Origin of the sequence: Phyllobacterium myrsinacearum, from assembly GCF_014138285.1 — a bacterium.
GTDB classification, from domain to species: Bacteria; Pseudomonadota; Alphaproteobacteria; order Rhizobiales; family Rhizobiaceae; genus Phyllobacterium; species Phyllobacterium myrsinacearum_A.
This window is the reverse complement of record NZ_JACGXN010000012.1, coordinates 106,530-130,446: the sequence shown is the minus strand read 5'-3', so window position 1 is coordinate 130,446 and position 23,917 is coordinate 106,530. Positions and strand designations below refer to the sequence as shown.

Genomic DNA, 23,917 nt, shown 5'->3' with positions numbered 1-23,917 from the left:
AGGCTCATAACCTGAAGGTCACAGGTTCAAATCCTGTCCCCGCAACCAATACTCAAATAGCCCGGCTCGTCCGGGCTTTTGTGTATTGATAGCCCGGGCCGGCGATCTGAACCCGCATCAGGGGCCCGCAAGCAGGCGCAGCCGAAACAGCGGGACACAAACCCAAATCCTGTCCCGCAACCAACACTCAAAAACAGCTTCTCAAATAGACCCCATCGCCAGGCTCATAACCCACGGGGCTGACTGACGTCCGGCAAAGCCCGGGAAAACATTCCACTGGATGGTCTAAGGCCCAACGGTCAAATCCTCCACAAAAACCAACCAGATATCCCAGAACCACCTGCTCAATAGCTCAAATCAACAAGCCAAAACCACCAAAACAGCCGCGGGCGACCTTGGAGATAACGAAAGCGGACAAATCTGACGGCGGAGAAGACTCTGGGAAATGCCAAGTCTCAAAGTATTGAGACGATAAAGCACTGTTTTCGGCATACCTATGATTTCAGCTATCAAGCCGTTTTGAATAAGGACAAATATTCCGCAAAGGACATCCATGGCATTGCGGCGATGTCGCAACGCAGAACTCCTGCGCCAGGCGCTTTACCAGCACATGATGTTGCTCTGTATCCGTTGCAAGCCACGTGTTGGGGATGAGACGTTGAATGGCGCGCACTGCCAAATTGGCTGGCATATCTGCATGAACAAGTTCGAAGCGTGACGCAAAGCGCAAGTAATGGGTATCGATCACCAATGCGCGCATCTGCAATTCACTGAAATTGAGGACGCATGCGCTGATTTTTGGTCCCACACCCCGTAAGCCTTGAAGCCACATTAATGCCTGCTCCACTGCCATGCCGCGCAATGATTCCAGATCCAATGTGCCAAATCGCCGGATAATGGCCTGAAGGGCTTGGGGAATGTATATGGCGTATGTCTCGGCATAGGTAACCTCGCGAATGCAGCCATAGACATCTTCGGGTTCGGCGTAGGCCAGAGCTTGCGCGGTTCCAAACCTTTGCCGCAGGTTTCGAAAAGCTCTCAAAGACACAGGGTCACGGGTACGGCTTCCCAGCATTGCCATAATGAGCATGCCGACAGGTGAAAATCTGACTCCAGGACCCGGACTTCCATAATGAGCCTTCAAGCGTTTATGGATAACATCAAGCTGGTTAGGGGTGCCAAAATCCAAGCTATATTGCACAACCGGATTATAGAACAAATAGAGAACAAATCAACTAAAATCGCCAAGCGAAAACACTCGGCTTCAAGCCGTGATATCAACCACGCCGCAATCGCCTGTTTCGCTGCCAAACACCAGGCGGTGTCCCGTTTTGTCCCAATCCATGGACGAAATTGCACCCTTGCCGGGACGGCGCAGCAGCACTTCCTTCTGATCGCCAAAGCGTCCGACGAGAATCATGCCATCGGAGTAGCCGATCGCTACGATGTCCTCGACGGGATGACAGGCCACTGCCGTCACAGTACTGTCGCCCCGGGTTCCAAGCTCCAGTGGTGCCTTGCCCATCGGGCCGTCCTTGCCGGAAAACGGCCAGACAACGGATGCCGGCGCGCCTGACGTCGCCAGCCATTTGCCCTTCGGGCTCCAAGACCAGCTTTTGACCTTGTTCGGATAGCCGGTCATGCGCATGTGGCGATTGTCTTCCAGGCGCCAGCCATGCAGGGCGTTCTCCTGCATGGAGGTGACAAGAAAGCGGTTATCGGGCGAAAAGATCACCGAGACATGCGCGCCTTTCCATTCGAGTTCTGTCGATGTGCCGTTGGTGGCGGGCCAGTGCAGCGTCACGCCATTATACCGGGCAACGGCCAGCCGCATGCCCTTGGGCGCAAAGGCAAGCCCCTCGACACTGCGTTCATGGGTGAATTCGCGCACCGATCCATCCGCTGCACGGACCCACGCGGTCTTTCCCGATGCATAGGCAATCGCGCCGTTTGGCGCGGCTGCCAGGGCCGTCATCCACTTGCGCGGTATCTTGCTGAGCTCGGTGACTTCGCCGTTCAAGCCGATCGAGCAGACGCGCCCGTCCTCGCCACTGGTAAGCAATGACTTACTATCTGAGGACAGCACGGCGCAAAGAAGGCCGTCATGGGCTTCGACTGTCTTGTGGCCATTGTCCAGGCGATGCACGCTGCCATCGGCGAGTGCAAAGAACGGAACCTCCTGGATAAAGCGCGCGTCAACGCAATGTCCGGCGAGATCAAGCGGGGCAATTGTCGGCATCAGGCAAGGCAGCTTTCAAGTCCGGATTTCAGCGCGTCATGGTCGAGTTCACGGCCGATGAAGACGAGGCGGCTTTCGCGCTTTTCATTGTCTTTCCAAGCCCGCTGATGATCGCCCTCGATGATCATGTGGACGCCCTGGATGACATAGCGCTCGTGATCGTCCTTGAATGCGAGAATGCCCTTGAGGCGCAGGATGTTCGGACCCTGTTCCTGGGTGATCTTCTGCACCCATGGGAAGAATTTGTCGGGATTAAGCTCTCCGACACGCAACGAGACCGACACAACCGTGGTGTCGTGAATGGGCGACACGTGATCGTGGTGATGATGCCCATGATGATCATGATCGTGATGATGATGTGCGTGGTCATGATCATGGTCGCAATCGGGGCCGCATGCGTGATCGGGATGATCGTGATCAAGGAAGTGCGGATCGTTTTCCAGTGCGCGCTTCAGATCGAAAGCGCCGCGATCAAGGACGCGCGTCAGGTCAATACCGGCACGCTCGGTCTTGTGAATGACAGCATAAGGGTTGATGGCACGGACGGTGGCTTCAACGGCGGCCAATTCATCCGGCGTGACCAGATCTGTCTTGTTGAGCAGAACGACGTCGGCGAAGGCAATCTGGTCTTCGGCCTCGCGGCTGTCCTTGAGCCGGAGTGGCAAGTGCTTGGCATCAACCAGTGCAACCACGGCATCGAGCATTGTCTTGCTGCGGACGTCATCATCCATGAAGAACGTCTGGGCAACCGGCACCGGATCAGCCAAGCCTGTTGTTTCGACGATAATCGCGTCGAAACGGCCGGGGCGGCGCATCAGGCCCTCGACGACGCGGATCAGATCGCCGCGCACGGTGCAGCAGATGCAGCCATTGTTCATTTCGTAGATTTCTTCGTCGGATTCGACGATCAGATCATTATCAATGCCGATCTCGCCGAATTCGTTGACGATAACCGCATAGCGTTTGCCGTGATCTTCGCTCAGAATGCGATTGAGCAATGTCGTCTTGCCGGAACCGAGATAACCGGTGAGAACGGTGACGGGAATCTGAGGGATGCGCGCTGTATCAGGCGCAACACCGGTGGTCGTTTGAGCTTCACTCATCGTGTGCCTCTTTGAATGGATGAACACAGGATATAGGTGATCACGACAGGTTTTGCTACATCCAGCGTGTTCAATTGCGTGAATGGTTTGTTCAGCAGGATTGAGCCTGTCACGGTTGCAAAACCGAACTGTCGAAGCGGTCGACATCGTCAAGCAGTTCGATAATGCCTTTCAAGCTGTGCGCGATGATCTTTTCACCTGCCTCTGCCGTGGCTCGGGAAGCATCACCGGCAACGCCAAGCCGGTTGAGATCCGACATTTTCCAGCCGAAGGCATGCGGGCCATAGGCGCGCAGATGTTTGTAATTTTGAATATAGGCGCGTTGGTTCGAATCAAAGTTTTGCGCCTTAGCCATGTCGACCCGGTCAGGATAGAGCGCCAGCATCACCGATGTCTCGATAAAACCGCCGTGAATGTCGAGTGTTTTTTCTTCCGGCGATATCAAACCATCCGGCAAACCAAATCGCGTCCAGCTTGTTGCAACGGCAAGCATATTGAAACGAATCCGTAATTCCGTAGCGACGATTGTCATCAACGGGGCATTGCCGCCATGGGCGTTCAGGATCACCAGCTTGGACAGACCACGCTCCGCGACGCCTTTGCCGATATCGATCCAGCGGCAAACAGCCTCGTCGAAAGCCAGCGTTTTTGTGCCTGCCACGTCCATATGCTCGATGGAATAGCCAACAGGTTCGACCGGTAGAAAATCGACTGACAGTCTGGAAGGCAGGGCTGGTTTCAAACGGCTGATGAGCCCTTGCGCAATCAAACTATCGGTTTCGAAGGGCAGATGCGGACCGTGCTGCTCATGGGCCCCAAGGGGAAGAAGTGCAATTTTACTGACGGAATGGGCGGGCATGGATCACTCATGGGGTTTCAGGCCCTTGTTAGCACAATTGTTCTGGTGGAACGAGGGTGAGTGCCACAGATCCGGTTTTTATGGGCTTATTTCAGCTGCAACGGCAATTCGTCGGCAAATTTCATCAGAATGTCATATAAGAATTGTAACGCGAATTCATCGGGGGATTAAGCTTGACGGTGCGAAGCTGAAAATCGGGTGCCGAGGGGCGTTTTCGATCTTGTTGACGGCGGAGCAGCGCCGGTATCTTTCGTCTGATAATTGCCATTTACCCAAAAGAGCTAGCCGTCTTATCATTAACCGGACAATGGGTTCACAGCGAGCAGGAATTTGAATGGTCAAGGAACGCAAGCCTCTCATTCTTCACCGTCTGCAATCAACCGCGCGTTTGACGCGAACGGCATTGGCGACGCGGCTCCTGGCCCATGGCTTCTATGCCGGACAGGATGCTGTGATGCTGCAACTGGCACACGAGGACGGGTTGTCTCCGAGCGTTCTGGCGAAACGTCTTGGTGTTCGTCCGCCGACGATCACCAAAACCATTTCGCGACTTCAGACGCAGGGTTTTGTCAAGAAGGAGGGATCGGCGACGGATCAGCGCCAGGCGCATATCTTCCTGACGGACACGGGCAACGAAGCAATCAAGGCTATCGAAAAATCCATCCGCAAGACGGAGAAGGATGCGATGAAGGGTTTTGACAAGAAGGAGCGCAAAGCCCTGATCAAGATGCTCCAGCGCCTGGAGATCAATTTGTCGGCTGCTGAACTGCTACGCCAGACAAGTCCCGATGATGATCACGACGACGAAGACGGCGACGACGAGTAATTTTCTGCCTGACATGGTCGATTGACCATTACAAACGGTGTGAAATTGCTAACATGGCAGTACATATCCTGCCTGTCTGAATCGGTTAGCGCCTTGTCCAGTACCACACCTTCTCAGGAAGCCGTTCCTGCTGCCGCAATTCTTTATATTTTTGCGGCGGGTATCATCTTCACCTGTCTGGATTCAAGCGCCAAATATCTGGTTCTTCAAGGCATTCCGCCGGCGTTCGTTTCATGGATGCGGTTTGTCGAGCATGCGGTGCTGGTTCTCATCTTTTTTCGGGGCTGGAGAAATCCCGCCCTTTTCAGGGTCAAGAGCATCCGCTTTCAATTGCTGCGCGGCCTGTGTCTGTTCGGCTCCACCTATTTCAATTTCTATGCCCTGCAGACCATGCAGCTTGGAGAAACAATCACCATTACATTTGCTGCGCCCATGGTGATTGCCGCTCTGGCTGGCCCCTTGCTGGGAGAATGGGCAGGCTGGCGCCGCTGGGCAGCGATTATTGTGGCATTCATTGGCGTGCTGATCATTGCCCGTCCGGGTTTTGGAACGCTTAATCCCGGTTTGCCCTATTCCATACTGGCAATGCTCAGCTATTCGCTCTACGTCCTTTTGACCCGCCGGATGGCTGCCAGCGAATCACCGGAGAGCCTGATCTTCTTTTCGGCATTGGCTCCTGCGGTTCTGATTTCACCCGCCATAACGGAAGCAGTCATTCCGCAAACGCCATTTCAGGTTTTGCTTCTGATTCTGCTCGGCTTCTTTGGTGGCGTCGGGCACTATTTTATCATTCTTGCCTATCGGCGCGCGACCACCGCCGCACTCGCCCCCTATCCTTTTTTGCAGATCGTCTGGATGCTTGCCTTCGGATATCTCTTTTTCGGTCAGTTTCCGGACGCTTATACGCTTCTTGGCACTGTTATTGTCATTGGCAGCGGCCTTTATGTCGTGCATCGGGAACACCGTTTGCGAATGCGGTCCTAACACAACTCAAGGTTCTGTTTGTCCTCGCTTCAATTAGTGCTTTGACGGGTGCAATCGGCGAAAGGGCTTTGATTTATCGGGTTGCAATGGCATAACGCCAGAGAACGGCAATGTATTTGTCTAACAAGACGGCGGGGAGGCGGTTTTTGGCGCAGAAGATCAAACTATCGACAATTGCTGACGCGCTGAAAGTGTCCACTGCAACCGTATCACTCGCGTTGCGCGACAGTCCGCTCGTCGCCGACCAGACACGCGAAAAGATCAAGGAGCACGCCCGCGCCATCGGTTATATCTATAACCGCCGGGCCGCCAGCCTGCGGACGTCGCGTTCGGGCATTGTCGGTGTGGTCGTTCATGACATCATGAACCCGTTCTTCGCGGAAATTCTGCGGGCAATCGAGGGAGAGCTGGATCGATCAGGCCAGACGTTCATCCTGTCGAACCATTATGACCAGCTCGACAAACAACGCACATTCATCGAGACTGTTCTGCAGTTGGGTGGCGACGGCGTCATCATGTCGCCCGCAATCGGCACGCCTGCCGAGGATATCCGCATGGCGGAGGATAACGGCCTGCCGGTTGTCCTGATCGCGCGTACGGTCAAGGACGCAAATGTACCCGTGTTCCGCGGCGATGATTCCTACGGCATCAGTCTGGCAACGAATCATCTGATTTCACTGGGACACACACGCATTGCCATGGTCGGCGGCACGGACCAGACATCAACGGGCCGCGACCGCTATGAAGGCTATCTTCTGGCGATGCAAAAGGCGGGACTTGAGGTCAAGCCGGAATGGCGTATTCCCGGGCCGCGCACCAAGCAGGCCGGTTTTGACGCCGCCCCGCAGTTTCTGGCCTTGAAGGATCATCCGACGGCTGCTGTCTGCTGGAATGATCTGGCCGCCATTGGCATGATGAACGGTATTGCCCGCGCGGGCATGGTTCCCGGCGTCGATATTTCGGTGACCGGCTATGATGATCTGGAAGAGGCGGCAATTGCAACGCCGGCTTTGACAACCGTGTGGAACGGTCAGCGCGAAGTCGGCCAGCGCGCGGCCCGCGCATTGCTCGATCAGCTCAACGGCGCCGATACCCACGCACGGCAGGAACTCATCAAGCCCGAACTGCGCATCAGGCAGTCCACATCCAAGCCCAAAGAACGGTAGAGCTCGCGCTGCGCGTTTTCATCAGACGGCTTAAAGCTTGATTAAGCCTGTTTGCATAAGGTTGTTCCGGGCAAACCCCCGGGAGATCATCGTGAAGCTGAGTTTAACTGCCGGGATCGGCTTTGTGTCTTTTATCGCCGTTGCAGCGCTGTTTGCTGATTTCGTGTCGTTCACGGCCTCGCAGCCAGTGAATGTTGACCCGACTACAACGGCCTCGACCGGATTGACCGAGTTCGATGCGCCGACATTTCTGATCAGCGGACCGGGCGGCGGTGCCAAGTGCAAGGCATTTCCTCAGGAAAACGGCCTGCCGGGTCATGATGCCCTGCGTGTCAACAGGGACTGCGTTGCGCTGTATCCACCGCTGGCCAACGCCACGGAGTGGCGCAATAATCAGGACGGTACAATCGCCTTTGCTGATCAGACCGGAAAGACGATTGTGGAATTCAGTCGCGGTGACGGCCGTGCCTATGTCAGCGTAGCGCCGCGCGCCGTGCTTCTTTCATTGTCAGCAACAGGTGTGAATTTGCTCTAGACGTCTCTATTCTGCCGCGTGAAGTCGCTCACGGCTGGACTTGTGCGCGCGCGCCGCATCACCAAAGGCGGCAAATATCTTGTGCGAAGGGCTGTCACTTTTCACCCAGTATTCCGGATGCCATTGTACGCCGACCGCAAATCCGCGGGCATTCTTGACCGAAACAGCTTCGATTGTTCCATCTTCCGCCACGGCCTCGATATCAAGCTCGGCTGCGGGCTTGTCGATGGCCTGTCTGTGCACGGAATTAACCTGAACCGAATCCGCCTGCATGACATTTGCCAGACACGAGCCGGGCTTGATGCGTACCGGATGGCGGATGGCAAAACGCTCTGCCTGCTGGTCGGATTGCGGTGCCCGGTGGTCCATGCGGCCGTCGAGCTCCTGTATCTCTGTCGCCAGGGTGCCGCCGAGGGCAACGTTTAATTCCTGAATGCCCCGGCAAATGGCAAGCAGAGGAACGCCACGCTCGATGGCCCGGCGGATCAGCGGCAAGGACGTTGCGTCCCGGGCTGGGTCGTAGGGTTCATGTGCCTCGGTTGGTTCAACACCATAGAGCGAGGGATGGACATTGGACTTGGAGCCTGTCACCAGAACCCCATCCACGCCGTCAAGAATGGCATCGATGTCGAGGCCTTCGCCAAATGACGGTACGATCATCGGGATGACACCCGCTGCGTCGTACGCCGCCTTCAGATACTGATCGGGCGCTGCATGCCACGTGTAATTTTCAAAGGTGCGGACATCGGATGTGATGGCGACGAGTGGCTGCCGCATAGGAATGCTCCATAAAACAATTCTAAACAGAATGTAGTGTAATTCGGGTGCATTTCCAATGGCTGCCGGGGATGAGAGGCATTCCGCCGCAAAAGAGAGTTTTCCCCGGATATTCAATAGCTTTTTGCTTTGTTTTAAGCGGCCCATTGTTTGTGTTTTCAGCGGCTGGACTTGAATAGACGAGCGTGTATGGTGATCACCAGACCGGGTGGAGTGGACAGAATTGTCCGGGGGGTCTGAAGCAATAAATTCTGGAGGAGAGTATATGGATCGTCGTTCATTCATCAAGAATGCCGGATTTGCCGGTGCGGGAGTTGCCGCGGCTACAACGCTGGCAGCACCAGCGATTGCGCAGTCGATGCCGAAGATCACATGGCGCTGTGCGTCATCATTTCCAAAATCACTCGATACGATCTATGGCGGCGCCGAAGTTCTGTCGAAATATCTGAAAGAGGCGACAGACGGCAATTTCGTCATCCAGCCCTTCGCTGCCGGTGAAGTTGTTCCCGGTCTTCAGGCTGCGGATGCAGCCGCAGCGGGTACCGTCGAACTGTGCCACACCGTTGCCTATTATTACTGGGGCAAGGATCCCACCTGGGCTCTGGGTGCCGCGGTGCCGTTTGCGCTCAATGCACGCGGCATGAATGCCTGGCAGTATCACGGCGGCGGCATTGATCTGATGAACGAGTTCTTCAACAAGCAGGGTTTGCAGGCCTATCCGGGCGGCAATACCGGCGTGCAGATGGGCGGCTGGTTCCGCAAGGAAATCAAGACCGTCGACGATTTGAAGGGCCTGAAGATGCGCGTCGGCGGTTTCGCCGGAAAGGTTCTGGAAAAGCTTGGCGTCGTGCCGCAGCAGATCGCGGGCGGTGACATCTATCCGTCTCTTGAAAAGGGGACGATCGATGCGGCCGAATGGGTTGGGCCGTACGACGATGAAAAGCTGGGCTTCCAGAAAGTGGCGCCCTATTACTATTATCCCGGCTGGTGGGAAGGCGGCCCGACGGTCAGCTTCATGGTCAACAAGCAGAAGTGGGATTCGCTGCCGCCGAGCTACCAGTCCCTGTTCCGCACTGCGGCGCAGGCGACCGATGCGAACATGCTGCAGAAGTATGATTACGTGAACCCTCCTGCGATCAAGCGGCTGGTTGCTGGTGGCGCGCAGCTGCGTCCCTTCAGCCCGGAAATCCTCAATGCGTGTTTTGAGGCTGCGAACGGTGTTTACGCCGAAATCGAAGCCACCAATGCGCCATTCAAGAAGATCTGGGATTCCATCAAGGCATTCCGCAATGAGCATTTCCTTTATGCTCAGGTTGCCGAATATACGTTCGATACGTTCATGATGGTCCAGCAGCGCAACGGCAAGCTTTAAGCCTGTCGTTTCGGCACATAAAAAGCCCGGCAGCGATGCCGGGCTTTTTGTTGTCTTGGCGTTACATCTTTGGCGGCTGACTCAGGTCCGGAGCAGGCGGAGCCGCCGGTTGTGCCGGATTGGGCGCCGGGCCACCAAACGGCGGCGCACTGAGGTCGGTGCCCAGTCCACCACCCAGTCCGCCTCCGAGCCCACCACCCAGATCGGAATTCGGAATCTGGATCGTTGCCGGATTGAGCGTGGTGGCGGGGCCGGTGTAATGCATGACCATCTGCGGGAACATGATTGTCAGGGCAACCATGAGGATCTGGATGCAGACGAAAGGCACCGCTCCCCAGTAGATCTGTCCCGTGGTGATCGGTTGGATCTTCTTACCGGTGATCTTGTCCATGTATGGCACCTTGGCCGCCACGGACCGCAGATAGAACAGGGCAAAGCCGAAGGGCGGATGCATGAAGCTCGTCTGCATGTTGATGCCAAGAAGGACGCCGAACCAGATCAGGTCAATGCCGAGCTTGTCAGCGACGGGCGCAAGCAGCGGTACGATAATGAAGGCAAGCTCGAAGAAGTCGAGAAAGAAGGCCAGGAAGAAGACCAGAATATTGACGACAATCAGGAAGCCGACCTGTCCGCCCGGCAACGAAACCAGCAGATGCTCCACCCAAACCTGACCGTTCACGCCGTAGAAGGTGAGCGAGAACACACGGGCTCCGAGCAGGATGAACAGCACGAAGGAGGACAGTCGCGTTGTCGATGCCAAGGCCTGATTGACCGAGGTGAAGCTGAGGCGACCCTTGGATGCTGCCATCAGCAATGCCCCGACGGCACCCATGGCACCGCCTTCCGTCGGCGTTGCGATGCCGAGAAAGATCGTGCCCAGCACCAGGAAGATCAGTGCCAGCGGCGGGATGAGGACAATGATCACCTGCTGCGCCAGCCGTGACATCAGGTTGAGGCCGAATGACCGGTCCGCGAGGGCGAACGCGTAGATGACGACGGTGCCGATCGTGGCACCCCAGATATCCGCATTGGTTCCCGCCATGGGCGTGAGCCAGAGGATCGCGACGTAGGCGATGATACCCGCAACCACCAGAGCGACAAGCAGGGAGGTCACTCCCGAACCCAGCGTGCGTGCCTCGATGGGAAGGGCAGGCATCGACTTGGGTTTGAAAATCGACAGAGCGAGGACATAGGCCATGTAGAGCCCGGTTAGCACCAGCCCGGGGATCAATGCGCCGTGATACATATCGCCAACGGAACGTCCGAGCTGATCGGCCAGAACGATCAAGACGAGGGATGGCGGGATGATCTGCGCTAGAGTGCCTGATGCAGCGATAACACCGGACGCCAGGCGCCGGTCGTAGCCGTAGCGCAGCATGATCGGCAGCGAAATCAGGCCCATGGAGATGACCGATGCCGCAACGACACCGGTGGTGGCGGCGAGGAGTGCGCCCACAAAGATAACCGCATATGCGAGACCGCCGCGGATGGGTCCAAACAGCTGGCCGATCGTATCCAGCAGGTCTTCGGCCATGCCTGACCGTTCAAGAATAATGCCCATGAAGGTGAAGAACGGAATGGCGAGCAGGGTGTCATTCGACATCACCCCCCAGAATCGTTCGGGCAGGGCATAAAGGAACGGCCAGTCCAGCGTGATCGTGCCGTTGGAATAGGGCGCAAGCTCAACGCCGATGAAAAAGAACAGCAGTCCGTTTGCGGCCAACGCGAATGCGACAGGGTAGCCGATCAGCATGAAAATGATCAGCGAGGCGAACATGATTGGCGCCATGTTCTGCGCGATAAATTCAATCATTGCGCGCCTCCGCCATGGCGACTTCCTGCTCTGCAATCTCTTCGATGCTCAAAGGCGGATTGGGATCGGGTATATCCCCGCGCATCACGGCAATCTTCTTGATGATTTCGGACACGCCCTGAATGGCCAGCAGCAGAAATCCGACCAGCAGGATCAGCTTGCCCGGCCACTGGATCAGCCCACCGGCGCTGGGCGAACCTTCGCCGCTGCGATAGGACAGGCTGACGTAGGGAACGAAGTAGAAGCACATGAGAAGAACGAAGGGCATCAGGAAAAACAGGTGCCCGAGAAGGTCGATCCAGTGCTGCACGCGGCGGGAAAAGGCGCCGTAAACAATATCGATGCGGATATGTTCGTTCTGTTGCAGGGTGTAGGCGGCCGCCAGCATGAAGGCGCCGCCAAACAAAAACCATTGCAACTCCAGCCAGGCATTGGACGACTGGTTGAAAACCTTGCGGACAATGGCGTTGCCGGCACTCACCACCACGGCGAGGAAAATCAACCAGGCTACGTTACGGCCAACAAATTCATTGAGACGGTCGATGGCTCTCGACACGGCAAGCAAAGCCGACATGCAGTTCCTCCCCATAGGTCCGGCAACCCTTGCAGCTGCGCGGATAGTCACCCAGACAGCCCTGATATGAGGGGCTTTGCCGCTCTTGAAAATGGCGGCAATCGACCCGATCGACTGTCTCTCCCGAATATTCCGTCTGAACTGTTAGCAGCCCCATACCGGTGCATCAACCCAATTGATCATTGTTCGGAAGACCACGGGCGGTCGGTGGTTGTCATCGCTGCGCAGGCAGTCTAACAGTGAAGAAACAATTCGGCGTTGGTATTGAGTGTAATGACAAGTGCCTCTTCTATTTCAGTCGCGGGAAAGACTATTGCGGTCACCGGCGGATCTTCAGGTTTGGGACTGAGGATGGTTCAGGTGCTTGCAGCACACGGCGCCAATGTTGTCTCTATTTCGCGTACACCCGCGCCTGACAATGAACATAGCTCCAATATTCTCAATATCATTGCCGACGTGACGGTTGCCGGCGATATCGAACGGGCCTTTGACGAGGCCGAAGAAAAATTGGGAACGGTCACTGTTGTCTTCAACAATGCCGGTGTCGCTGCGATGGAGCGCGCACTTACCACGACGCGTGAACAATTACGGCATATTTTCGAAGTGAACGTGGAAGGCGCGTTTTTCATCGCGCAGGAAGCCGCCAAGCGGATGATTGCGGCCGGTGTCGGTGGATCCATTATCAACCTGTCGAGCATTCTGGCCGATGCACCCATCAAGGGTTCTGCCGGCTATGCCATGTCAAAAGCCGCGATCAGCCAGATGACCCGTTCGCTGGCGCTGGAATGGGCTTCCCACGCAATCCGGGTCAATGCCATTGCTCCCGGCTGGTTTCCGACGCGTCTCAATGAGGCCATCATGAGCGGCCCGGCGCATGGATTCCTGAAAGGCAGGAACCCGATGCGCAGGCTCGGCGAGCCCGATGATATTGACGGCGCCGTGCTGCTGCTTGCATCGGATGCCAGCAGCTACATCACGGGTACCGTTATCACGATTGACGGTGGTCATAGCCTGCAGGGCTAAATCCGTTCGGCTTCATGATTGCTGGTGCGGACGGCGAGCACGAAGACGAGCAGCGAGAACACCGCTGCATCGCGCCAGAGGACCGAAAAATACCCGCCCCACAGAGATTCGACCACACCGACCGCTGCTGCCCCCAGTGCAGCGTGAAGTGGTCTTGAAAGTCCGCCTGCGGCAGTAATGAACAGGATTTTCAGGCCGAAGATCATGCCGGTGGTGAAACTGATATTGCCGTAATACAGTGCGGCCAGAAATCCGGCGATGGCGCAGATGCCGCAAGCCGCCAGAATTGCCCGGGTCCGGACGCGCTGTGGATCGATGCCGCACATGGATGAAGCAAACGGTTCGTCGCTCACAGCGCGCCATATCCGTCCCGCTGATGTGCGTTGCATGACCAGTTCGCCGGTGCCGATCACTGCCAACGCCACGACAATATTGACGAGCTGCATCTGTGTCAGGCTGATATCAACGCCGGAGCCAAGCAGATGCACCGGCTCTGACAGCATGGGTGGCAGCCAGTAATCCCGTGTGTCTGCAGCAAGGCGGGATAGTTCCATCAGGAATATGCTGAGGCCGAGCGTGGCGACGAGCACGGTGTTTCGGCTGCCCGTTTCAAGCGGGGTATAGATCAGCCGTGCAATGGCGTAACCGCCCAAACCGACATAGATCACCGCAACGGTCAGTCCGAAGCCAAGCGCCAATGGCAATGTCATCCACAGGACCGTCCATCCAAAGGCGGTGACCAGAATGAATGTCTGTCCGGAAAAGGCAAACAGGGCGCCAAGCGACAGGTCTGTGCGATGGGTGATGCCATGAATCAGCACGTACCCATAGGCAAGCAACGCATAGAGCGCGGCGTTGTGGATGCCATTGATCAGCAATTGCAGAAAATAGCCCATCGGTTACTCACACAGTTGGATTCATACTAACTTGCAAAATTCATTTTACCAGTTAGAATTTTTATATGACCTTTGATTGGAATGCGCATCGATTCAGTGGTGGCGTGCTGGCCCTCGATTTGGCCAATACCGTCATTTTCCGTGAAACACCCGACCGTGCCATGGACCGGTTCTCGGATCGCGGGGAATTGGAGCGGTTTGCCGCTGCTGCTGCGCATTTTCGCAAACAGGAATGGGGGAAAGTCAAATTCCAGCCACCCCGGGAGCAGGCGGAGGTCGATCGAATTGTTGATGTCAGGGAAGCTATCAACGCGCTGTTTCGCACGGCAGTGCGGGGAGGCGGATTGCGCCCGGACGCCCTGGCAACATTCCTCAAGCTTGGCTCGGTGCTCGTGTTTGATGAATCCATGACGCAGAATCTGGCTTGGCCAAATCCCGGGTCTGCAGTTCAAGGCGAGGAACGGAAGCTATCACTCGGAACTGCAGCCTTTCTGTCGGCCATGCGGCTTCTGGAACCGGCCCGGCTGGAACGGATCAAGATTTGCCCGAATTGCCATTGGCTCTATTTTGACGAGAGCCGTAACCGCAGCCGCCGCTGGTGCGACATGACCGTGTGTGGAAACCGGGCGAAGGCCCAGCGGCATTACCGTCGCAATCGCGGACAACCGGAACATGATCATGCTTAGGGCGATCCCATTCTGCCGTCTGTTTCTTTTGCTGCCCATTCTGGCAACGGCGCTGGCGGTCGGCGCCTGCCGTGATTCGGGCGAAGGGGATTATCTTGCCGTTGCAGGAAAGATATTCGTCTTCAATTACCGTATCGCAGAGGCGACCTATCATCTGACCCTGATCAGGGTGCGACGTTTGCCGGATGATACGACACTGGAAACGACCTTTGAAAATCCTGCGGGCGGCGCGCCTTTTATCGTCCGGCAAAAAGTCTGGCCGACGGTCGAGAAGATCGGGGTCGACAGTCCGCCAATCAAATGCGTGAAGGTCGGTCGCGCGTACAAGGTAACGATCCGACTTGAGGACGCAGCCGGAAAATTGCTGCAGACAATCGACCGGACGATGATATCGGACACGGATCAATCGGTGATGCCGGACAAGCCGCTGGTCGTCGGACCGTTCTACGATCCCAATCCCGACAAGGACAAGCCAGATCCTTCAGCTGCTGCCTGTCCCGTCTGAGAAATTTTGGCCAATACCTATAATGGGTTATGACCGGTTATGACGCAGCCTCAATCCTTTTAGGAATTGGTAATTGTATTCTCCATTTGATAAATATCAGTTTGACAGAGTGCATAAATAAATATTCTAAATGCATGCCTCATACATAATCTGAGTATCGTTGGCGTTTGTTCGAAAGTATTCGTTAACGTATCCAATTATGGGTACAGTTATTCACGGACATCTTGATGAAAATTGAACGCAACGAGAGTGTTTTTCTCGAAATTTTGTTCCTGCGCACACTTTATGCGAATAAAAAGGCTGTCTGGTGGACGTCTGTTGTTCAAATTGTCGCCACGTTGGTGATTTTTGTCAAAACAAACCAGCCAATTTATGTGGCCTTCGCTGTCGCCTTCTTCTTGATTGTTCTTCTTCGTACTGCAAATGCCAGTGCTTTTGAACAAAAAGACTTGTCGTCGGCAACGATGCATGACCTTAAAAAATGGGAGTGGCGTTACCTTCTGGGTGCCGTCAGCACGTGCGTACTGCTCGGATTGCTGTGTCTGGTCAGTATTTATGTTTTCGCAGATACTTCGGCTGCCATTACAAGCGTTGCAATTGTTGTTGCTTCTATGGTTGCGCTGGTCACGCGCCACTATGTATCGCCGACGGTTGTCATGGGCATGTCCATCGGGATTCTGGCGCCGCTTTTTCTGACATTTGTCCTGCTTGGCGGTATCTACAACTGGTTGTTGGCACTGCTGATCCTGCCTTACTTCTGGAGCAATATCCGTATCGCCTCCAAGCTGCGTCAATCGCTGTGGGATGCGCTCCTCGGCAAACAGCAATTGAGTGTTGTCGTGAGTCACTTCGATGCCGCGCTCAACGGCATGCCGCAGGGTTTGCTGATGTTCGATCGCAACCAGACCATCACTGTCGCCAATATGAAAGCGGCAAAAATGATGGGCTTTGACGACCCGGAACGGGTTCATGGCCATTCGCTGCAAAGCCTGCTGAGGCTTGCCCGCGTAAAAGCCTATTTCCCGGACGAAACCCATGCGTCGCTGTCGGGCAAAATGCAGGACCTGCTCAGCGGCCGCAAGGAGCGCGATATGTTCGTGTCTCCAACCAAGCGTCATTACGAGTTCACGGCGACGCCGGATCCGCAGCATGGGACGGTTCTCATCTTTCAGGATGTAACCCGCCGCGCGGAGGCAGAGGCGCAGATCAGCCGCATGGCTCGTTATGACAGTCTGACCGGCTTGCCCAATCGCAGCCAGTTTGCCGAAATTGCCAAGACCTATACGGACGGTATCGAGGCCGGAATGCAGGTTGCCCTGATGGTCGTTGATGTCGATGGTCTGAAACGAACCAATGATACGTTCGGCCACCGGATTGGCGATGAACTGTTGCGCGCATTTGCCGACCGGCTTGCTTCGATCGACGTAAAGCATCCGGTCATTTCCCGCTTTGGCAGTGACGAGTTCGTGCTCCTGTTTGCTGCAGGGACACGTGACGACGCGCTGGAGAGCGTTGAACGCATCATGACCGCCATCTCGGGCCAGTACAACGTATCGGGTCATGACATACTGACCGGCGCCCATGCGGGCGTTGCAATCGTTTGTACGGGTGAATTTGACCTTACCGTCATGCACATGAACGCCGATCTGGCGCTCGATGTTGCCAAGAAAGACAGCCAGAAGCATTGGGCTGTTTTCGTTGAAACCATGGACCAGTCCTTCCGCAGCAAACAGCGACTGAAAGGCGATCTGCGCAAGGCTATTGCCGACGGCACCCTGTCGGTCGCCTACCAGCCCATCATCAACGTGCGCACTCTGCGCATGGTTGGCTGCGAAGCATTGTCGCGATGGAATCACCCGGATTTCGGCCCGATTTCCCCGGCGGAGTTCATTCCCATGGCGGAAGAGATGGGATTGATTTCTGATCTGACCCAAAACGTTGTTGAACGGGCCATCAAGGATTGCAGTCTCTGGGGTTGCCGCATTGCCGTTTCCATCAACCTGTCGTCGCACGATCTGCAGAATATGGACATGGCTGATATTATCCGGTCAGCCTTGCTCCGCCACAATGTGGACCCGGCGCTGATCGAGGTGGAAGTGACCGAAGGTGCTATTATCACGGACCGCGAGGCTACAGGCGGCGTTCTCCAGAGCCTGAAGGCCATGGGGCTGCAAGTTGCCATCGATGATTTCGGCACGGGTTACTCCAGCCTGAGCTACCTGAAAGACTTGCCGGTTACCAAGGTCAAGATTGATCGTTCCTTCATCACAGACATTACGGACGAAGGGCGCTCACTGAAACTTCTGCGTGGCATCGTGCAGATGACCCATGAACTGGGTCTGTCGGTAACAATCGAAGGCCTGGAAACGCGCGAGCAGTTTGCCCTGATCAATCGCTGGATCGGGGCTGAATATGTGCAGGGCTTCCTTTATGGCGCGGCCACGACGGCAGAAAATATTGCCAAGAACTTTGATATCGAGATGGTGCAACTTCCGGTCAAATCCAAGAACAGCGAGATTGCCACTGTTCATTGACCGGGGACCAGTTGCACACGATGTTCTGCGTTCCTGCCTTGACCTGACTCGAATCTTGTCGAAAACTCCCCATGTCGACAAAACCAGATTCACTAGGGAAGAACCGCTGTCATGATCGCACAAATCGCCATTGCGCCGCTCGTTGCGCTGATCGCCGGAATCATCATCCTGATCGCACCGCGCCTGCTCAACTATGTTGTCGCGCTCTATCTGATCATCATTGGAGTGACTGGACTTTTCCCGCATTTGCTCAGCTGAGTAATGCGAAGAGAAATACTTGATCGATAAAATCAGCGCAGGCGGCAATTTTATCGATTGAGACGCTTCTCAGCGACTATCTGCGCATTGCACTGATGCAGTGTTTTCGCTATTGCCAATAGGACTTAGACTTTAAGAGGTTTGAAGATGGCTGAACATCACGATACAGCGCCTGCAGAACTGGGCGCACCCATGGATTACACCGAGCACGAAAAGACCTACAATCTGTTTCTGTCGCTCTCCAAATGGGGTGTGGTTACCTGTGTAGGTCTGGTGGCTGCCATGGCATTCGGCTTTTTCGCCGGCGGGTTCTTCTCCGCAACCATTCTGTTTATTCTTATTTGTGTGGCTGCCTGGTTCGTTCTCTGAAACACGCCCATCAGCGTTGTTCATGAACCGGGCGGATAATCCTGTTGAAATCCGCTTGCATGAGCGGGCCCATCATCAGTGGAACGAATTTGACATTCGCAACCCGTTTGACATCACGCGGCACATGCGAATGTCAAATTCAAAGTTCCACTGAAATCGCATACTTGCTAGCGGTCCTTTAATTCTGACATTTGCCCTTTGTTTGTATCAAGGGGTTGCAAATGCCGGAATTGGACCACTAGGATTGCCAATCGTCATGGCGGGGCAGGCGCGCTGGTCTTCGGGCCACTGTCTGCATAGTGACAACATGCTAGGGGGTGAGGGCTTGGCTCAGACACTGTTCATACCGAAAGAGACCGACATTGTTGAATCGCGGGTTGGCGGTTCGGCGGAAACGGTCAAAAAACTTATCGGTCTTGGTTTTTCAGTCGTTGTGGAAAGTGGTGCGGGCGTCCTGTCCCGTATTCCCGACCGCGAATTTGAAGCTGCGGGCGCGACGATCGGCAAGACCGCCGACATCAAGAACGCCGATGTCGTTCTGAAAGTTCGGCGCCCATCTTCGACTGAGCTCAAATCCTACAAAAAAGGCGCTGTCGTTATCGCCATGCTTGATCCTTACGGCAATGATGCTGCCGTCAAGGAACTGGCCGATGCCGGTGTCACCGCCTTCACCATGGAATTCATGCCGCGCATTACGCGTGCACAGGTTATGGACGTGCTGTCCAGCCAGGCCAACCTTGCCGGTTATCAGGCGGTGGTTGATGCTGCGGAAGAATATGACCGGGCCTTGCCGATGATGATGACAGCGGCGGGTACGGTTCCTGCCGCCAAGGTCTTCATCATGGGTGTCGGCGTTGCCGGTCTTCAGGCAATCGCCACCGCGCGTCGTCTTGGTGCCGTAGTGACGGCAACGGATGTACGCCCCGCGGTCAAGGAACAGGTCGCCTCGCTTGGTGCGAAATTCCTCGCCGTCGAGGACGAGGAATTCAAGGCGGCTGAAACCGCCGGCGGCTACGCCAAGGAAATGTCGAAGGAATATCAGGCAAAGCAGGCTGCGCTGGTTGCGGAGCACATTGCCAAGCAGGATATCATCATCACTACGGCGCTTATTCCGGGACGGCCCGCGCCGCGGCTCGTCACACGGGAAATGTATGCGCGTATGCGCCCGGGTTCGGTCATTATCGACCTTGCGGTCGAGCGCGGCGGTAACGTCGAAGGGGCAGTTGCCGGCAAGATCGTCGAGGTCGACGGTGTAAAGATCGTCGGCCATCTCAATGTCGCCGGCCGTATCGCGGCAACCGCATCACAGCTTTATGCCAAAAACCTTTTTGCTTTCGTCGAGACACTGGTCGACAAGGATACGAAGGCCATCAAGCTCAACTTCGAGGATGAACTGGTCAAGGCCACTGCACTGACCCATGACGGCAAGGTCATTCATCCGAATTTTGCGGCCGCTGCAACAAGCACGCCAACTCAGGCGGCAAAGCCTGCTGCCAAAAAGACGGCAACCAAGGCACCAGTTGTAAAGGCAGAAGCTCCAAAGGTCGCAGCCAAGGCAGAAGCCAAACCGGCACCTGTCAAGAAAGCTGCAGCCGCCAAGGCGGCGCCGAAGAAAGCTGCACCCAAAGTGACTGCCCCCAAGAAGACTGAAGGAGAGGCATGATGGCTGATACCGCACTCGATAAAGCGCTTGAGAGTCTCAATCAGGCCGCAGACCTGGTTCGTCAGGCGGCAGAAAATATGCCGGATGCTGCCGGTGCAGCGGCTCACGCCGTGACCGGCGGTGCCGTTGATCCTTTCGTTTTCCGTCTTGCCATCTTCGTTCTGGCGATTTTCGTCGGCTATTACGTGGTCTGGTCGGTAACACCGGCCCTGCATACGCCGCTCATGGCTGTGACCAACGCAATTTCGTCGGTTATCGTTGTGGGTGCACTGCTTGCGGTTGGCCTGTCGGCCAGTGGTTTTGCCACCGGCTTCGGTTTCATTGCCCTCGTACTCGCCAGCGTCAATATTTTTGGCGGCTTCCTTGTGACCCACCGCATGCTCGCCATGTACAAGAAAAAAGAAAAGTGAGACCTGAGCAATGAGCGTAAATCTCGCAGCTTTTCTTTATCTCGTCTCCGGCGTCCTGTTCATTCTGGCGTTGCGCGGCCTGTCACATCCAACCACAAGCCGTCAGGGTAATTTCTACGGCATGATCGGTATGGGTATATCGATCATCACGACACTCACCCTGGCCGAGCCAAGTTTCCGCGGTCTGGGTCTGATCGTCATTGGCCTTGCCATTGGCGGCGGCGTCGGTGCCTATACGGCCAGGCGCATTGCCATGACGGCCATGCCGCAGCTGGTTGCGGCCTTCCACTCGCTGGTCGGTCTTGCCGCCGTCATGGTGGCCGCAGCTGCAATCTATTCGCCCAACTCCTTCGGGATTGGTGAAGTGGGTTCGATCCACGGACAGGCGCTGGTTGAAATGTCGCTGGGTGTCGCCATCGGTGCGATCACCTTCACCGGATCAATCATCGCCTTCCTGAAGCTCGATGGCCGCATGTCGGGCAAGCCGATCATGCTGCCTGGCCGCCATGTGCTCAATGCGGCACTGGCTATCGGCATCGTGGCGCTTGTTGTGGCGCTGGTGATGACCGAAAGCCATTTCGTCTTCTGGCTGATCGTTCTTCTGTCTCTCGCTCTGGGTGTTTTGATCATTGTCCCGATCGGCGGTGCAGACATGCCCGTCGTGGTATCGATGCTCAATTCCTATTCGGGCTGGGCTGCTGCCGGTATCGGTTTCACGCTTGGTAATCTGGCGCTGATCATCACCGGCGCGCTGGTGGGGTCCTCCGGTGCCATCCTGTCCTACATCATGTGCAAGGGCATGAACCGTTCGTTCATCTCGGTCATTCTCGGCGGGTTCGGCGGGGAGACATCAGGTCCGGCTGCCGGCGAAGTTGAACAGCGTCCGGTCAAGCAGGGTTCTGCCGACGATGCGGCCTTCATCATGAAGAACGCGTCCAAGGTCATCATCGTGCCGGGTTATGGCATGGCGGTGGCGCAGGCCCAGCACGCCCTGCGTGAAATGGCCGATAAGCTGAAGGCTGAAGGCGTTGAGGTCAAATACGCCATTCATCCGGTCGCTGGCCGTATGCCCGGTCATATGAACGTGCTTCTGGCTGAAGCCAATGTTCCCTATGACGAAGTGTTCGAGCTGGAAGACATCAATTCCGAGTTTGCGCAGGCCGATGTGGCTTTCGTTATCGGCGCCAATGACGTCACCAATCCGGCGGCGAAGACCGATCCGAAATCACCGATCTTCGGCATGCCGATCCTCGATGTGGACAAGGCAGGCACGGTGCTCTTCATCAAGCGCGGCATGGGCTCCGGCTATGCAGGCGTGGAGAATGAACTGTTCTTCCGCGACAACACGATGATGCTGTTTGCCGACGCCAAGAAGATGGTCGAGAACATCGTCAAGGCGCTGGATCACTGATCCGATTGTCTGTGAGACATAAACTGAAAGCCCGCCAAACTGGCGGGCTTTTTCATTTCAGGATTTGTCGGATGGTTCGGACAACTCTTGCGGCGTAAATCGCGCTGGCATTAAATAGGTCGGTCCCCAAATTTTTAATAACGAATTTTGTTGGAGTTTCTGGATCTACTAATACCAGGATCTTTCGGCCAATTAGGGCCTTATCCCTAATATCAAGAGCCCCGGTATCAAGCGCGTCTTTGGTGAAGGCGATGTTATTGTAACTATATTCAACTGTTACAGCGAATCCTTCAGCATCACCGCCCGTGACAGGATAGATATTTAAAATCCTGCCCTCAACCTCCGCCCAGTAATTCGATCGGAAAACGTAATACGCCTTGATGAACCAAAAGAAGAAGACAACTATGCAGCAAACGATGAACACTTTGAGTAAATCTGGCATTTCTCATCATCCCCCTTGGCTGTGCGTTTCATAATAAACGTAGGGATGACAAAAATCATCATGCCACGAGTTGGATTGATGTTTGGTATTTAGGGACAATACTGCAGGGTGACTTCCGATTTGTTGCCCATTTCAAGTGCGCTACCGGGGCGTCTGCGAACACCAATCACGTTGTGCGGTGTTCGCAAATCGGCTCTTCAAATATCCAATTGAAAAGATGAGGGCAGATCAGGAGCGCGTGCGCGCCAGACCATCAAGAGCAGGCTTGTACTTGGGATCGAGTTGGGCTGCCTTGGAGTAGGATTTCGCGGCGCGGGCCTTGTCACCCCGATGCTCGTAGATCAGTGCCTGATTGGCCCAGCCCTCAGCAATCGTACCGTCCAGCTTGATGGCGTTGTTGAAGTCGTCAAAGGCGTTGTCGTCATCACCCAGTGCAACATAAGAGATGCCACGGCCATTATAGGGCTCGGCCGCATCGGGCTGCAGCGAGATCGCCGTTGAGAAATCCTCGATCGCCTGCTTGTGCTGGCCACGTGCCTGATAGATCAAACCGCGATTATGATAGGCGCGGGGATCTGTCGTGTTGAGCTGGATCGCCTGCTGGAAATCGCTCAAAGCCCGGTCCAATTGCCCGGAGAGGCGGTAGAGATTGCCGCGGCCGATATAGGCAGCGTCATATTGCGGGTTGATCTGGATGGCCTTGCTGTAATCTGCCGCCGCCTGGGCGGTATTGCCCATGTTGCGGTAGACCAGCGCGCGGTTCGCATAGGCCTGATAGAAATTCGGGTTCAATTGCAACGCCGTGTTGAAGTCCTTGATCGCATCGCTGTTGCGACCGGCGCGGCCGAAAGCGGATCCACGCACGTTGTAGGCTTCGGGGTCACGCGGATTGTTGCGAATCACGCTGTCAAGCGAACTGATATTCTCGGAAGAGCCTTGAGCCTTGTCGATTCCGGTCATGTCAGTGGTCGATGTCTGGCATCCGGCAACAGCCAGAGTCAGAACGGAAGCGACCACCAGTCCGGTGATGCGCAACGCCTTGAATGCCGATTGCGGGTCGCGATACGAAACCATTTCAAGTGAATGTGTCATACTCTTGGTACCCCGTTCAATCGAAAACGCAAAAAGGGCGGTGTGACGTTCGTCACTCCACCCCGTTGTTTTATCAAGGCGTCGATAAATTGCTGATCAACGAGCCGCAGAAGCGCGGACCGGTGCCTTGCGTGCTGGCATTGGCAGAAGACCTTCGCGCTGTGCCTGCTTGCGGGCAAGCTTGCGAGCGCGGCTGATGGCTTCTGCCTTCTGGCGGGCGCGCTTGATCGAGGGCTTCTCGTAGTGATCATGCATCTTCATTTCGCGGAACATGCCTTCGCGCTGCATCTTCTTCTTGAGGACGCGGAGAGCCTGATCAACATTATTTTCGCGTACGAGTACCTGCACGTTTTATCCTGTATCTCTTAGAATTTCGTTGA

25 protein-coding genes are annotated in these 23,917 nt (G+C 55.6%); 14 read left to right on the top strand and 11 right to left on the bottom strand.

All coding sequences use genetic code 11. From position 1 onward, the window contains the following. Positions 1-502 precede the first annotated feature (502 nt). The 4 genes from FHW16_RS24095 to FHW16_RS24080 form a co-directional block, all read right to left on the bottom strand. A complete protein-coding gene (locus FHW16_RS24095; RefSeq protein ID WP_182551830.1) occupies positions 503-1,219 on the bottom strand; it encodes an endonuclease III domain-containing protein in 717 nt (238 codons plus the stop codon). Positions 1,220-1,264: 45 nt separating this feature from the next. After that, complete coding sequence (locus FHW16_RS24090; RefSeq protein WP_182551829.1) at positions 1,265-2,239, bottom strand: WD40 repeat domain-containing protein; 975 nt, start codon at positions 2,237-2,239, stop codon at positions 1,265-1,267. Then, on the bottom strand, positions 2,239-3,342 hold the full coding sequence (locus FHW16_RS24085) for a CobW family GTP-binding protein (protein WP_182551828.1): 1,104 nt from the start codon (positions 3,340-3,342) through the stop codon (positions 2,239-2,241). Before FHW16_RS24085 ends, FHW16_RS24090 begins: the two co-directional genes overlap by 1 nt. Positions 3,343-3,451: 109 nt before the next feature. Next, a complete protein-coding gene (locus FHW16_RS24080) occupies positions 3,452-4,201 on the bottom strand; it encodes a creatininase family protein (protein WP_182551827.1) in 750 nt (249 codons plus the stop codon). A 334-nt stretch (positions 4,202-4,535) separates the two neighbouring features. On the opposite strand from FHW16_RS24080, the gene FHW16_RS24075 reads away from it, so the two are divergent. The 4 genes from FHW16_RS24075 (at position 4,536) to FHW16_RS24060 (ending at position 7,712) form a co-directional block, all read left to right on the top strand. Further along, on the top strand, positions 4,536-5,027 hold the full coding sequence (locus FHW16_RS24075; RefSeq protein ID WP_182551826.1) for a MarR family winged helix-turn-helix transcriptional regulator: 492 nt from the start codon (positions 4,536-4,538) through the stop codon (positions 5,025-5,027). A 93-nt stretch (positions 5,028-5,120) separates the two neighbouring features. After that, positions 5,121-6,011 (top strand): DMT family transporter, encoded by an 891-nt coding sequence (locus FHW16_RS24070; protein ID WP_210278259.1) that lies wholly within the window; start codon positions 5,121-5,123, stop codon positions 6,009-6,011. A gap of 146 nt (positions 6,012-6,157) precedes the next feature. Next, positions 6,158-7,177 (top strand): LacI family DNA-binding transcriptional regulator, encoded by a 1,020-nt coding sequence (locus tag FHW16_RS24065; protein WP_112528917.1) that lies wholly within the window; start codon positions 6,158-6,160, stop codon positions 7,175-7,177. 91 nt (positions 7,178-7,268) lie between these two features. Beyond that, positions 7,269-7,712 carry a hypothetical protein gene (locus tag FHW16_RS24060; RefSeq protein WP_182551825.1) on the top strand — a complete coding sequence of 148 codons (444 nt, stop codon included), beginning with the start codon at positions 7,269-7,271 and terminating at the stop codon, positions 7,710-7,712. A 6-nt stretch (positions 7,713-7,718) separates the two neighbouring features. On the opposite strand, the gene FHW16_RS24055 is transcribed toward FHW16_RS24060, so the two are convergent. After that, complete coding sequence (locus FHW16_RS24055; RefSeq protein ID WP_182551824.1) at positions 7,719-8,489, bottom strand: gamma-glutamyl-gamma-aminobutyrate hydrolase family protein; 771 nt, start codon at positions 8,487-8,489, stop codon at positions 7,719-7,721. A 265-nt stretch (positions 8,490-8,754) separates the two neighbouring features. Here FHW16_RS24055 and FHW16_RS24050 point away from each other — a divergent pair, with 265 nt between their 5' ends. Next, a complete protein-coding gene (locus tag FHW16_RS24050) occupies positions 8,755-9,861 on the top strand; it encodes a TRAP transporter substrate-binding protein (protein ID WP_182551823.1) in 1,107 nt (368 codons plus the stop codon). 61 nt (positions 9,862-9,922) lie between these two features. Here the strand turns inward: FHW16_RS24050 and FHW16_RS24045 are convergent, their stop codons facing one another. Both FHW16_RS24045 and FHW16_RS24040 read right to left on the bottom strand, forming a co-directional pair. Continuing rightward, entirely contained in the window at positions 9,923-11,674 is a 1,752-nt protein-coding gene (locus tag FHW16_RS24045; RefSeq protein WP_182551822.1) for a TRAP transporter large permease, read from the bottom strand. Next, entirely contained in the window at positions 11,667-12,248 is a 582-nt protein-coding gene (locus tag FHW16_RS24040; protein ID WP_182551821.1) for a TRAP transporter small permease subunit, read from the bottom strand. Before FHW16_RS24040 ends, FHW16_RS24045 begins: the two co-directional genes overlap by 8 nt. A 273-nt stretch (positions 12,249-12,521) precedes the next feature. Here FHW16_RS24040 and FHW16_RS24035 point away from each other — a divergent pair, with 273 nt between their 5' ends. After that, on the top strand, positions 12,522-13,271 hold the full coding sequence (locus FHW16_RS24035) for an SDR family NAD(P)-dependent oxidoreductase (RefSeq protein ID WP_182551820.1): 750 nt from the start codon (positions 12,522-12,524) through the stop codon (positions 13,269-13,271). Here the strand turns inward: FHW16_RS24035 and FHW16_RS24030 are convergent. After that, a complete protein-coding gene (locus FHW16_RS24030) occupies positions 13,268-14,167 on the bottom strand; it encodes a branched-chain amino acid ABC transporter permease (protein ID WP_182551819.1) in 900 nt (299 codons plus the stop codon). The genes FHW16_RS24035 and FHW16_RS24030 overlap by 4 nt on opposite strands. Positions 14,168-14,232: 65 nt before the next feature. Between FHW16_RS24030 and FHW16_RS24025 the strand changes: the two genes are divergently transcribed. From FHW16_RS24025 to FHW16_RS23990, 8 genes are all read left to right on the top strand, one after another. Then, on the top strand, positions 14,233-14,853 hold the full coding sequence (locus FHW16_RS24025) for a CGNR zinc finger domain-containing protein (RefSeq protein WP_182551818.1): 621 nt from the start codon (positions 14,233-14,235) through the stop codon (positions 14,851-14,853). Beyond that, a complete protein-coding gene (locus FHW16_RS24020) occupies positions 14,846-15,358 on the top strand; it encodes a hypothetical protein (RefSeq protein ID WP_182551817.1) in 513 nt (170 codons plus the stop codon). The genes FHW16_RS24025 and FHW16_RS24020 overlap by 8 nt, the downstream gene beginning before the upstream one ends. Positions 15,359-15,585: 227 nt before the next feature. After that, on the top strand, positions 15,586-17,892 hold the full coding sequence (locus FHW16_RS24015; RefSeq protein ID WP_182551816.1) for a putative bifunctional diguanylate cyclase/phosphodiesterase: 2,307 nt from the start codon (positions 15,586-15,588) through the stop codon (positions 17,890-17,892). A gap of 111 nt (positions 17,893-18,003) precedes the next feature. After that, positions 18,004-18,150: a DUF3096 domain-containing protein gene (locus FHW16_RS24010; protein WP_091878304.1), complete on the top strand. Its 147-nt coding sequence runs from the start codon at positions 18,004-18,006 to the stop codon at positions 18,148-18,150. A gap of 147 nt (positions 18,151-18,297) precedes the next feature. Further along, positions 18,298-18,519, top strand: coding sequence for an aa3-type cytochrome c oxidase subunit IV (locus tag FHW16_RS24005; protein WP_182551815.1), 222 nt, complete (start codon positions 18,298-18,300; stop codon positions 18,517-18,519). A 325-nt stretch (positions 18,520-18,844) separates the two neighbouring features. After that, complete coding sequence (locus FHW16_RS24000; RefSeq protein WP_182551814.1) at positions 18,845-20,182, top strand: Re/Si-specific NAD(P)(+) transhydrogenase subunit alpha; 1,338 nt, start codon at positions 18,845-18,847, stop codon at positions 20,180-20,182. Next, on the top strand, positions 20,182-20,592 hold the full coding sequence (locus FHW16_RS23995) for an NAD(P) transhydrogenase subunit alpha (RefSeq protein WP_182551813.1): 411 nt from the start codon (positions 20,182-20,184) through the stop codon (positions 20,590-20,592). Before FHW16_RS24000 ends, FHW16_RS23995 begins: the two co-directional genes overlap by 1 nt. Positions 20,593-20,602: 10 nt before the next feature. Then, a complete protein-coding gene (locus FHW16_RS23990) occupies positions 20,603-22,003 on the top strand; it encodes an NAD(P)(+) transhydrogenase (Re/Si-specific) subunit beta (protein ID WP_182551812.1) in 1,401 nt (466 codons plus the stop codon). Between the two features lie 52 nt (positions 22,004-22,055). Here FHW16_RS23990 and FHW16_RS23985 read toward each other — a convergent pair whose 3' ends face one another. The 3 genes from FHW16_RS23985 to rpsU form a co-directional block, all read right to left on the bottom strand. Beyond that, on the bottom strand, positions 22,056-22,445 hold the full coding sequence (locus tag FHW16_RS23985) for a DUF3592 domain-containing protein (RefSeq protein WP_182551811.1): 390 nt from the start codon (positions 22,443-22,445) through the stop codon (positions 22,056-22,058). Between the two features lie 228 nt (positions 22,446-22,673). Continuing rightward, complete coding sequence (locus FHW16_RS23980; protein ID WP_246711933.1) at positions 22,674-23,519, bottom strand: tetratricopeptide repeat protein; 846 nt, start codon at positions 23,517-23,519, stop codon at positions 22,674-22,676. 114 nt (positions 23,520-23,633) lie between these two features. Continuing rightward, on the bottom strand, positions 23,634-23,885 hold the full coding sequence (gene rpsU / locus FHW16_RS23975) for a 30S ribosomal protein S21 (protein ID WP_099997993.1): 252 nt from the start codon (positions 23,883-23,885) through the stop codon (positions 23,634-23,636). Positions 23,886-23,917: the final 32 nt, after the last annotated feature.